At 70.5% G+C, this 12157-nt stretch carries 8 protein-coding genes; 6 read left to right on the forward strand and 2 right to left on the reverse strand.

Annotated elements, in window-relative coordinates:
- Positions 1-64: 64 nt before the first annotated feature.
- The 5 genes from OG802_RS35870 (at position 65) to hemL (ending at position 6778) form a co-directional block, all read left to right on the forward strand.
- Complete coding sequence (locus OG802_RS35870) at positions 65-874, forward strand: aspartate/glutamate racemase family protein (protein ID WP_329418064.1); 810 nt, start codon at positions 65-67, stop codon at positions 872-874.
- Positions 875-879: 5 nt separating this feature from the next.
- On the forward strand, positions 880-1899 hold the full coding sequence (gene hemB / locus OG802_RS35875; protein WP_329418066.1) for a porphobilinogen synthase: 1020 nt from the start codon (positions 880-882) through the stop codon (positions 1897-1899).
- Positions 1900-1970: 71 nt separating this feature from the next.
- Positions 1971-3296 carry a glutamyl-tRNA reductase gene (gene hemA, locus OG802_RS35880; RefSeq protein ID WP_329418068.1) on the forward strand — a complete coding sequence of 442 codons (1326 nt, stop codon included), beginning with the start codon at positions 1971-1973 and terminating at the stop codon, positions 3294-3296.
- A complete protein-coding gene (locus OG802_RS35885; RefSeq protein WP_329418070.1) occupies positions 3293-5344 on the forward strand; it encodes an acetate--CoA ligase family protein in 2052 nt (683 codons plus the stop codon). The genes hemA and OG802_RS35885 overlap by 4 nt, the downstream gene beginning before the upstream one ends.
- Before the next feature lie 90 nt (positions 5345-5434).
- A complete protein-coding gene (gene hemL, locus OG802_RS35890) occupies positions 5435-6778 on the forward strand; it encodes a glutamate-1-semialdehyde 2,1-aminomutase (protein ID WP_329418073.1) in 1344 nt (447 codons plus the stop codon).
- 101 nt (positions 6779-6879) lie between these two features.
- Here hemL and OG802_RS35895 read toward each other — a convergent pair whose 3' ends face one another.
- Positions 6880-7302, reverse strand: coding sequence for an organic hydroperoxide resistance protein (locus OG802_RS35895; protein ID WP_329418075.1), 423 nt, complete (start codon positions 7300-7302; stop codon positions 6880-6882).
- A gap of 146 nt (positions 7303-7448) precedes the next feature.
- On the opposite strand from OG802_RS35895, the gene OG802_RS35900 reads away from it, so the two are divergent.
- Positions 7449-8525 carry a CaiB/BaiF CoA transferase family protein gene (locus OG802_RS35900; RefSeq protein ID WP_329418077.1) on the forward strand — a complete coding sequence of 359 codons (1077 nt, stop codon included), beginning with the start codon at positions 7449-7451 and terminating at the stop codon, positions 8523-8525.
- A 281-nt stretch (positions 8526-8806) separates the two neighbouring features.
- On the opposite strand, the gene OG802_RS35905 is transcribed toward OG802_RS35900, so the two are convergent.
- The gene (locus OG802_RS35905; protein WP_329418079.1) at positions 8807-11224 is read right to left on the reverse strand and encodes a UvrD-helicase domain-containing protein; all 2418 of its coding nucleotides are present in this window, start codon (positions 11222-11224) and stop codon (positions 8807-8809) included.
- Between the last annotated feature and the right edge of the window lie 933 nt (positions 11225-12157).

A 12157-nucleotide genomic window follows, 5' to 3' on the forward strand; every position in this document is an offset into this window, starting at 1 on the left:
CACCCCTGCCCCCGACCATCCGTGTCTTCCCCTGCCCGTTTTCAGCCGAGAGGACGGAAGCGCCATGCGCATCTGGTTCCACAAACACACCGTGGAAGGACGGCTGCCACTGCTCGACCAGTGGTATCGCGAGCATCTGGACGCGATCGCCGCCCCCGGCACCGTCATCGACATCAAGACGCTGCCGGCCGACACCTACCCCGACAACACCCCCTTCGGACTGGTCGGCCACCACGCCGCCCAGGTCCTGTTCAGCGAACACTTCGCCCACTCCGCCCTCCAGGCCGAACGCGCCGGCTACGACGCCTGGATCACGGCGGCCGGCCAGGACCCCGGCCTGCGCGACGCCCGCCACCTGGCCGCCGTGCCCACGCTGGGCTACGGCGAGACGGCGTTCTTCCTGTCGGCCCTCACCGGCCACCGCTTCGGCCTGCTCGGCTTCATGCCGCCGCTGGAGGAGCCCATCCGGGCCAACGTCTCCCGCTACGGCCTGGAGCGCTCCATGGCGGCCTACGAGGTCGTGCCCGGCGGCTGGGACGGCGTCCACCGCGCCCTCGACGGCGACTGCGACCAGTTCCTCACCGCCTACACCGAGGCCGCCGCCCGCGCCCGCAAGGCCGGCGCAGAGATCATCATCCCCGCCGAGGGCATCCCCAACGAGATCTTCTGGCACCTCGGCGTCCGCGAACTGCACGGCATGCCCGTGGTCGACCCGGCCGGCCTCGCCGTGAAATTCGCCGAACTCACCGTCACCCTGCGCGACCTGCGCATCTTCTCCCGTTCCGACGCCGGCTACTGGTTCCACCGACCGCCCGCCGAGATCTCCCAGCACCTCGAGAAGGTCTTCCTCGGCTCGATCCTCCAAGGAGCGTGATCCGCATGACCATCCAGTCGACCATCGGCCCCGCCCCCGTCAGCACCCCCGCAGGCGCCCCGCTGCACCGCCCCCGCCGACTGCGCCGCACCCCGCACCTGCGCCGCCTCACCGCCGAGACCCAGGTCCACGCGAGCAACCTGATCCAGCCCCTGTTCCTGCGCGAGGGCCTGACCGCCCCCCGCGAGATCCCCTCCATGCCGGGCGTCTTCCAGCACACCCGCGACACCCTGCGCAAGGCGGCCGTCGAGGCCGTCAGCGCCGGCGTGGGCGGAGTGATGCTGTTCGGCATCCCGCAGGAGAAGGATGAGCGCGGCAGCGGCGCCGTCGACCCCGACGGCATCCTCCAGGTCGCGCTGCGCGACGTGGCCGCCGAGGTCGGCGACGCCACCGTCGTCATCGGCGACATCAACCTCGACGAGTACACCACCCACGGCCACACCGGCGTCCTGGGCCCCGACGGAGACGTCGACAACGACGCCAGCGTCGAACTGTACGGCCAGGCGGCCGTCGTGCAGGCCGAAGCCGGCGCCCACATCGTCGCCCCCAGCGGCATGATGGACGGCCAGGTCGGACACATCCGGGCGGCCCTCGACGCGGCCGGCCACCACAACGTCGCCATCCTCGGCTACTCGGCCAAGTACGCCTCCCACTTCTACGGCCCCTTCCGCGACGCCGTCGAGTCCTCCCTCCAGGGCAACCGCCGCACCTACCAGCAGAACCCCGGCAACATCCGCGAGTCCCTGCGCGAGGTCGCCCTCGACATGGCCGAGGGCGCCGACATGGTCATGGTCAAGCCCGCCCTGGCCTACCTCGACATCGTCCGGCTGATCGCCGACCACGTCGACGTGCCCGTCTCCGCCTACCAGGTCTCCGGCGAGTACTCCATGATCGAGGCCGCCGCCGCCCGGGGCTGGCTGGAGCGCGACGGCTCCATCGTGGAGAGCCTCACCTCGATCCACCGGGCCGGAGCCTCCCAGATCATCACCTACTGGGCCACCGAGTTCGCGCCCCGCCTGGGCTGACCCGCCCCCGCCACGCCCGGCCCCCACGGGCCGGGCGCCCTCCCCACGTCATCCATCGAGGTGTAAGGAACGTGCGACGAACCACACCGGACGACAACCGGTTCCTCGCGGTGGGCATCAGTCACGCCACCGCCCCCCTTGACCTGCTCGAACAGCTCTACGAGAGCCCCAAGCCGCTCGACGACCTGGCCCAGCGCATCGCCGACGCCGACGGCCTGAGCGCCTCGCTGATCCTGTCCACCTGCAACCGGCTCGAGATCTACGCCGAGGCCGCCCCCGGCACCGACCCCGTGCCCGTCCTCGACGCGCTCATCGCCGACCACACCGGCGTCGACGCCCGGGAACTCGCCCCCTACCAGTACGTCCGCCACGACGACGACGCCCTGCGCCACCTGTTCCAGGTCGCCTCCGGCCTCGACTCCGTCGTCCTCGGCGAGGACCAGATCCTCGGCCAGGTCAAGGAAGCCCTCGAACGCGCCCAACGCGTCGGCGCGACCAGCAAGACCCTCAACCAGGCCGTCCAGGCCGCACTGCGCACCGGCAAGCGGGCCCGCAACGAAACCGGACTCAACGAAGCCGGCCGCTCCCTCGCCACCGCCGGCCTGGCGTTCTTCGAGCGCACCGTCGGCTCACTCGACGGGAAGACCGCCCTCGTCATCGGCGCCGGCTCGTTCGGCGGGGTCGTCCTCGCCGCCCTGCGCCGCTCCGGCCTCAGCCGCGTACACATGGCCAACCGCACCCCGGAGAAGGCCCAGCGCCTCGCCGAGACCGCCGACGGCCGCGGCCACCCGCTGCACGACATACCCCGCCTGCTGACCGAGGTCGACGTCGTCGTCAGCTGCACCGCCGCCACCGAACCCCTCCTGCGCGCCCACCAGGTCGCCGACGCCATGCCCGCGCGCGACGGCCGCGACCTGTACCTCCTCGACCTCTCCCTGCCGCGCAACATCGAACCCGAAGCCGGCCAGATCCCCGGAGCCACCCTCGTCGACCTCCAGCGCATCGCGGAGGAAGGCGGCGACGACGAACTGTCCGTGGCCAGCGTCGAGAGCGCACACCGCATCGTCGACACCGACGTCGAGGCCCTCAAGGCCGCCCGCCGCGCCGCCCGCGCCACCCCCGCCCTCTCCGCGCTGCGCGCCACCGCCGCCGAGGCCACCGAAGCCGAACTCGCCCGGCTCGGCAAGCGGCTGGAAGCCATGGACGGCGAAACCCTCCAGGAGGTCTCCCGCACCGTCCGCCGCATCGTCGACAAGGTGCTCCACCAGCCCACCGTCCGCGCCCGCGAACTGGCCGGACGCTCCGACGGCGACGTCTACGTCGACGCCCTGCACATCCTGTTCGCCCCCCACCCCGCACCCGCCGCCCCCACGCCCGCCCAGGAGGTCATGGCATGAGCGCGATCTCAGCCCTGTGGAACGCCGACTCGATCGCCGTCATCGGCGCCACGGAACGCCCCGGAGCGCTGGGCCGCAAGCCGATGGACTTCCTGCTGCGCCACGGCTACAAGGGCCGCATCCTGCCCATCAACCCGAAGGGCGGGAGCATCCTCGGCGTCCCCGCCCACGCCTCCCTCAAGGACGCGCCCGGCCCGATCGACCTGGCGCTGATCATGGTGGGCGCGGACCGCGTCGCCGGCGCCGTCGACGACTGCGTCGAGGCCGGCATACCGCTCGCCATCATCGCCTCCTCCGGCTTCGCGGAAACCGGGGCCGACGGGGCCGCCCTCCAGGACGAGATCGTCGCCCGCGCCCGCGCGGGCGGACTGCGCCTGATCGGACCCAACTGCATCGGCGCCGTCAGCTTCAACAACCGTGTCCTGGCCACCTTCAGCCCCCTGTTCGGCGCCGAGAGCGTCCCCTTCGAGCCCGGCACCCTCGGATTCGTCAGCCAGAGCGGCGCCCTCGGCTTCGGCGCGGCCAGCCTCGCCCTCCAGCGCGGACTGCGCCCCGGCTGGGTGGTGAGCACCGGCAACGACGCTGACGTCACCGCACTGGAGGTGCTGCGCGAACTGGCCCAGGAGCCCGAGTGCCAGGGACTGCTCGGCTACCTGGAGGACGTGCCCGACCTGGACACCCTGCGCGCCCTGAGCGCCTCCGGCAAACCCGTGGCACTGCTGAAGTCCGGGCGCACCGAAGCCGGCGGCCGCGCCGCCGCCTCCCACACCGGCGCCCTCGCCACCGACGACCGCGTACTCGACGCGGCACTGCGCCAACTGGGCATCGCCCGGGTCGACGACATCGACGAACTCCTCGACGCCGCCGCCGCGTTCGAGGCCCCCCTGCGCCCGAAGGGCCCGCGCGTCGCCGTGGTCACCACCTCCGGCGGCTCCGGCATCCTCGCCGCCGACGCCATCGAGGACTCCGGCCTCCAGCTGAGCCGGCTGTCACCACAGAGCATCGCCGCGCTCACCGAGATCGTGCCGCCGTTCGGCGCGGTGGACAACCCCGTCGACATCACCGCGACCGTGCTCAGCGACCCCACCCTGTTCGACCGGTCGCTGGACGTACTGCTCGAGGACGACTCGGTCGACATCATCATCGCCTGCTTCTGCGTCATGGCCGGACCCGACGTGCAGAAGGCGGTCACCGCCCTGTCCAAGGCGGCCCGCAAGGGCGGCAAGCCGATCCTGGTGGCCCGCACCGGCGCGGACTTCCTCGCCCCGGACGCCCCCGCCATGCTCCGCGACGCCCGACTGCCGGACTACCCGACCCCGGCCCGCGCGCTGAAGGCCGCCGCCGCACTGTGGCAGGTCAGCCGCCCCCGCCCGGACACCCACCGCGACACGCTCACCCCTCCCCTCCCCGCACCCGCACCCCAGGCCACCGAGCCGCAGCTCAAGCACCTGCTCACCACCGCCGGCATCACCGTCCCCAAGGGCCGCACCGCCCACGACGCCGACGACGCGGCCACCCTGGTCCGCGAACTGGGCGGCCACGCCGTACTGAAGGCCGTCGTGCCAGGACTGCTGCACAAGTCGGAGGCCGGCGGCGTCCGCGTGGACGTCACCGAACAACAGGCGCCCGCCGCCTACACCGACCTGGCCGCGCTCGGCGGCGAGGTCCTCGTCGAGGAACTGGCCCCCGACGGGATCGAGGCGCTGGTCGGCGTCCGCACCAGCCCGCTGGGAACCGTCCTGACCGTCGGCCTCGGCGGCATCTTCACCGAGGTCCTCGACGACGTCGCCCACCGCGTACTGCCGCTCGCCGACGGCGAGGCCGAGCACATGATCTCCGAACTGCGCGGCGCCGCCCTGCTGCACGGAGCCCGCGGCACGGCGCAACTCGACACCACGGCACTGGCCGACCTGCTGTACCGCCTGTCCGACGCGATCCGCGACTGGCCGGGCGACTTCGAACTGGACCTCAACCCGGTCCGGGTACTGCCGCAAGGCGCAATCGTCCTGGACGCCGCCTACAGCACAGCCACCACCCCCGCCCACTGACGACCGCCCCCCGGGGCCGGTGGCCCCCCACCACCGGCCCCACCCCCCGCCCCACCCCCCGCCTCCTCTTCTTGCGAAAGGCACCGACCGATGTCCTCATCCCCTGCACCCGCCGCCGCCCTCGACGGCGGCGCCGGCACCGCCTCGGCCTCGCTGTTCGAACGCGCCGCGACGGTCATCCCCGGCGGCGTCAACTCCCCTGTGCGGGCGTTCGGTTCCGTCGGCGGCACCCCCGTCTTCATGGCCTCCGCGCAGGGCCCCTACCTCTACGACGTCGAAGGCCGCGAGTACGTCGACCTCATCTGCTCCTGGGGCCCGATGATCCTCGGCCACCGGCACCCGGCGGTCCTCGACGCGGTCCGCGCCGCACTCGCCGCCGGCACCTCCTTCGGCACCGCGACCGAGGGGGAGATCGCCCTCGCCGAGGAGATCGTCGACCGCGTCGCCCCCGTCGAGAAGGTCCGGCTGGTCACCTCCGGCACCGAGGCCACCATGTCCGCGATCCGGCTGGCCCGCGGCTTCACCGGCCGATCCAAGATCGTCAAGTTCGCGGGGTGCTACCACGGCCACGTCGACGCCCTCCTGGCCGCCGCCGGCTCCGGCCTGGCCACCTTCGCCCTGCCCGACACCCCCGGCGTCACCGGCGCCCAGGCCGCCGACACCCTCGTCCTGCCCTACAACGACCTGTCCGCGGTCGAGCGCGTCTTCGCCGAGCGCGGCCAGGAGATCGCCTGCGTGATCACCGAGGCCGCGCCGGGCAACATGGGCGCCGTCCCGCCCCTGCCCGGCTTCAACGCCGGCCTGAAGGACCTGTGCCGGCGCCACGGCGCCCTCTTCATCTCCGACGAGGTCATGACCGGCTTCCGCGCCGGCCGCGCCGGCTGGTACGACCGGGACGGCGTCGCGGCGGACCTGTTCACCTACGGCAAGGTCATGGGCGGCGGCTTCCCCGCCGCGGCCTTCGGCGGCCGGGCCGACGTCATGGCCCACCTCGCCCCGGCCGGCCCCGTCTACCAGGCGGGCACCCTCGCCGGGAACCCGGTGGCCACCGCCGCCGGCCTGGCGACCCTGCGCCACTGCACCGACGCGGTCTACGAGCGCCTGGACACCGTGTCCGCCACCATCGGGACCGAAGTGTCCGCCGCGCTCTCCACCGAGGGCGTCGCCCACACGCTCCAGTACTCCGGAACGATGTTCTCGGTCTTCTTCTCACACAGGCCGGTCCACGACTACGACGACGTCAGGGCGAGCGAGGCCTTCCGCTACCGGGCCTTCTTCCACGAGATGCTGCGCCAGGGCGTCTACCTGCCGCCGTCGCCGTTCGAAGCGTGGTTCGTGTCCGCCTCACACGACGACCGGGCCGTGGACCGCATCGTCACGGCCCTCCCGCAGGCCGCCAAGGCCGCCGCGGCCGCAGAACCCCCGGCTGCGTGAGGCAGACCCGGACACACGGACGCCGCCGGAGCCGGACCCCGTCCGACTCCGGCGGCACACCGGAAGCATCACGCGCCAAAGAGGCACCGGGGAACCGGCCGTCAGCCGGCCACCACCTCGATCCCCACGCGGACGTTGCCGCGCACGGCACGCGAGTAAGGGCAACGGGCATGAGCCCGGTCCGCCAACTCCCGCGCCGTCTCCTCCGCCACACCCGGCATCCGCACCGTCAGATCGGCGCTGATCCCGTAACCGGAGTCGTCCCGCTCGAGATGCACCCGAGCCGTGACGACCGGCTCCGCGTCGAGCGGCACCCGCGCCTCACGCGCGGACAACCGCAACGCGCTGTGGAAGCAGGCCGCGTACCCCGCCGCGAACAGCTGCTCCGGATTGGTCCGCTCCCCGGAACCGCCCACCTCCTTGGGCGCATCCAGCTCCAACTCCAGCACACCGTCCGAGGAGCTGACCCGCCCCTTGCGCCCGTCACCCGACGAAGCGACCTCAGCCGTGTAAAGAACCGTCACGATTCCTGCCCTTTCTCATCGGGGAAAGAAAAAACAAAAACACTCGCAAGATAGGGAAGAAATCACAGCAGAAACAATACGGAACCCCGAAGCGCAAATAGTCGACTCATCCGTCACCATCATTCTTAAAAGTCACTGGAAAGGAGATGAGCCTCGTGGGGCCACTCAACGGTGTACGCGTGGTCGAGCTGGCGAGCGGCGCACCCTGCGCCTTCGCCGCCACGCTCCTCGCAGACCTGGGCGCCGACGTCGTCCGCATCGACCGCCCGCGCGCCGGCGCATCCGGACCCGCCGACCCCCTCGGCCGCTCCCGCCGCTCGGTCACCGCCGACCTCAAGAACCCGGACGACATACGCAAGGTGCGCGCCCTGGTGGACCACGCCGACGTGCTGCTCGAAGGCCTGCGCCCGGGAGCATGCGAGCGCCTGGGCCTGGGCCCGGAGACCTTCGACGACTCCAACCCCCGGCTCGTCTACGCCAGGGTGTCCGGCTGGGGCCAGAACGGACCCTGGGCACAGCGCTCCGGACACGACATCAGCTTCCTCGCCCTAACCGGAGTACTCGACAGCGACGCCGCCCCCGCCGGCCCCCCATCGCCCCCGTCGACGTACCTGTCCACCTTCGCGGGCGGCGGCCTGCTCCAGGTCCTCGGCGTCCTGGCGGCGCTGCACGAGCGCTCGCACAGCGGACGCGGCCAGGTCGTCGACGCGGCCATGGTCGACGGAGCGGCCCTGCTGGAGGTGATGGTCCGCCAATGGCGGGACAACCCGGGCAACGTCACGGTGACCGACGCGCCGTTCTACACCACGTACGCATGCCAGGACGGCGGACACGTGGCGGTCGGCGCGATCGAGCCGCGCTTCTACGACGCCCTCTGCACCCAGCTCGACCTGAACCCCGCCACCCTGCCCGACCGAGCGGACCAGGCAAACTGGCCGGCCCTGCGCGACCGTATCGCCGAAGCGTTCCGCACCCGCCCCCGCGACCACTGGGCCAAGGTGTTCGCCGACCAGGACGCGTGCGTGGTACCCGTCCTCACCACCGAGGAAGCCGCGGAGCACCCCGCCCTGCGCGAGCGCGCGACGTTCACCGAGGTCGCCGGCCGCCCCCAGCCGTCCCCCGCCCCCCGCTTCTCCCGCACACCACCCCCCACCCCCCGCCCGGCCCCCACCCCCGGCGCCGACACCGAAGCCGCACCGGCAGCCTGGAACACACCAACCTGACCCGCCACCGCACGTCAGCCAGGCGGGAAGCGTCCAGATCCCCCTTCCCATTGACCAATACCACTGGGGACCCTGGCGATCGCAGTGCTGTCGACGATCCCGCCGACAGCACATGCGCGATCCCGCCGGCGCATGAGGTGCGGCTCTCCTCAACGGGCCGCTACATCCCCGCCCCCGCCCGCCCCCCCGCCCGCCCCCCCGCCCGCCCCCCGCCCGCCCGCCCCCGGCCGGCCCTCGCCCCCGTTCCCGCGTGAACGGGAACGCGGGCCGGCCGGGGGCGGTCAACCCTCCTCCGACGGCATTGAAGGCCATGCCTGCCGAAGGTGGTCGCGCAGCAACGCGCGCAGCTGGGGCAAGGGAACACGAGCGTCCAGAGCATCAAGGAACTCCGGGACGTTCCACGTGATCAGAGCGCCCTGACGGGAAAGATAGAGACCCACCCGGTCCACGCCATACGCGTCGTCGTAGTCGAGCAGCAGGTACCCGGCAAGCTGCTGTACCGCAAAGCGGTCGACCGTATGGGGGCGCGTAGTGGCCTTGCAGTCGATCAGCAGCCCACCGACGATGAAATCCGCATCAGCCCCGCCCAAGTCGGCACTGCCGGCGAACACCGGCCCGCACACCCGCTGCTCGTCCGGCAACTGCCTGAACGGTGCGAAAGGCCGCTCAGCCAGCTCCATCTGCTCGGCGATGTCCTCCAGCACGTACGCCGGCACCGCCGCGGCCAGATGATCCAAGGTGGTGTGCGCGTCGGCGAGGGCAAGCAGGTTCCGGCGCCGGGAGAAGACGCCATTGCGGTAGACGGCCTCATAGAAGCCTGCCACATGACACAGCCTGGTCAGCTCCTCATCGCCCAGTCGTCGGGGCACACCCGCCAGATGGTTCTGAAGACGGGCAAGCAACTGCATGCCGGCCGTATGCAAGGCCGCCCGCACTTCGAGGGCGGGAGCTCCGTCGATCGGGAGCCGGCTGCCGAGAAGCCGGACGCCCATCGCGACCGCGCCTCCAGGGCCGTGCCCCAGACTGAGCCGCAGTCGGTAGTCGATGGTGTGCCCAAGGGCCGCATAGTCGGGGCGCCGCTCATCCATGGGCTGCACCGCAGGCGGAAGTCCACGCGAGCGCTGCCGGTACGCGCCGACCACCCGCTCCGTGCCCGGCAGGTGCCGGTCCAAAAAGACGGACATCGGCGAGCGCGGGTACTGGAGCTGTCCCGTCAACGGCAGCGCGGCCAGCGGCAGGCCGTCCGGGGTACTCGTCACACAGGCGCGCGAGGAGCGCCGGATCCGGGTTTCGGCCCACTGGATCCCAGTCGTATCCAGCACCTCCCGAGCCCGCGTCACCGCCACGTAAATGAGGCGCGCCTCCGCCGGATGCACTCCCCGTGCCAGGGCCTCGTCCGCTGGGGGCGTGAATCCGGCCCCGATCCGCACCCGCCTCCACTCCCGCCCTTTGGCCTTGTGCACAGTCGACACCACCACCCGCGCCTGCTCCTCATCGACCATGCGCTTCACGGCCGCGATGATCTGTTGCGGCCCGTAGGTATCGACCAGCTCCACGGTCGCCTTCAGCTCTGCTGCCGCGGCGTCCTGCTCCGCGTACTCCTGCACCTCGCCCCATGACGAGAACAGGAACAGCGCATGATGCGAGGTCCGCCTGCCTGCCCGCAGATCGATCGCAGCCTCAGCAATCTTCAACAGCGGACCACCACCCCCGGCCAGCGCGACCGGCACTCCTTCCTCGAGGAATCCTAAAACCTCAGCGAGCGCGTCCGCGTTCCCGCGGCACAACACCGCATCAGGGACCTCGGCTTTCCCGAGCCCCGACGGCCCGTTGGCGTGCCCGGTCAGTTGCATCGAAGATGACGCGGCCCGCAACCACCGGTTCGCCACTTCCGCGATCGCCGGCCCGAACCTGAACGACTGTGTCAACTCCAGCCGCTGCCCGGGGAAACCGCTCATGATGTCCCTGGCATGCCGCCACTCGTAGATCTGCTGCGCGGGATCTCCCACACACACTCGCTGCGCATCCTGTGCGAGAAAGATTTCCTCCAGGACCGGATTGGCGTCCTGTGCTTCGTCCAGCAGCACGAAGTCCGCAGGCAACCCCGGCCGCGTCAGCGCCCACATCTTGAGGTAGTGGTCGTGCTGAAAGGGCAGCTTCCCCTCAGGCGAACAGATGTCGTCCCACGCCCACCGAGCCCTCTTCAGCAGTACATCCGCCAGATACTGCGCCCCCTGGTCATCCAGCCCGTTGACCGGGCCCAGATGCCGGGCCGCCACCTGCTCGTCCGTGCTGTAGCAAAAGCGCCGGACCATCTCCATCACGAGCCGCGCCTGCGTCGTCGCCCTGAGCCGCCTCCTGCCGACCGCCAGGTCGCGGTCCAGTCCCAGCAACTGCGCCGTACGCTTCAGCGGCATGTGGCGAGAAGCGTCCAGACGGTCCTGGAACCGGTGACCCACCGCCCGGTGGGCCAACGAGTGCGATGTACGGCATTGCACGTTGCTTCCGAACCGGTTCTTCGCCTCTTCCGCGATCGGTTTGTTGAACGCCACATACAGCCCTTGCCGACGCGTCGCCGAGCCCATCATCACCAGTGTCGACGTCTTTCCCGTACCGGCGCCGGCCACCAACGCCAAGTCCTGGCCCGCGGCAAATGCCTCCCGGGCCGATTCCTGCTCAGCAGTCGCCCTCAAAACCACACCACACGTCCCTCCACCCAACACCACGGCTTACCTCACTCCGGCCCTGCTTCGGCCGTATACGCCGAGCATGACGAAGCCCACTGACACCCTGTCACCTAATCTCGTACACCCATGCGAGTCCTCGAACAGCAGACCGATCAACCCCCTTCCCCGGCCGCTCCGTGCCCGACCGCTCAGGGAACGAGAGCACGAGCCCCAATCGCCCCTCACAGATCTGACAGGTTGCCCCGGTGTCCCCCTCGATAAAGAGATACGGGACTGATCCCAACACCTCTTCTGCGAGTTGTGGTGCAGGCTGAAGGAGCATGGGTAAACCTGCTATAGGCGGTGGATGGGGTATCCACCAATCCCTACACAGCTCCTAGCGCGATGCACACCCCCTAGCTGCCAGCCCGAACGATCACGCAAGCGTGATCGTTCACCATTCGCGCTAGCGCGAATGGTTCTGTAGTTGAATTCTGCGTGCGGAATTCAACTCTCGCGCGCTCACTGCAACGAGGTCGACGCTCCGTCAGACCGAGAGCCCGTCACATCCGTTGCAGAGATGAGAGCTGGGAATTCCCATCCCCCACACAGTCCCGCGCGAGACGCCACCAATCTCTTACTGACAGCCTCAGGAATTCCGCTTGCGGGATTCCTGTCAATTCGTGTTTGTGGGAATTGACATCCACTCAGGATTCCGCTTGCGGAATCTGGCGGAGCGTCAGCGGAGCCGTTCTCTGTGCAGCGCGTCAGCGCTGCACAGCCTGCTTTCTAATGAGGCGCGCAGCGCCTCATGGATTCGCGAAGCGAATCCATTTCTTGTTATCCGCGCAGCGGATAAGGAATTGATCTGCTTTCAGAATTCCGCTTGCGGAATTCATTCCCGCGCTTGCGCGGGAATCTCGAATTGTGCTTGCACAATTCGTACTTTAGGCAGCGCGCCAGCGC

Origin of the sequence: Streptomyces sp. NBC_00704, assembly GCF_036226605.1 — a bacterium.
Lineage (GTDB): Bacteria > Actinomycetota > Actinomycetes > Streptomycetales > Streptomycetaceae > Streptomyces.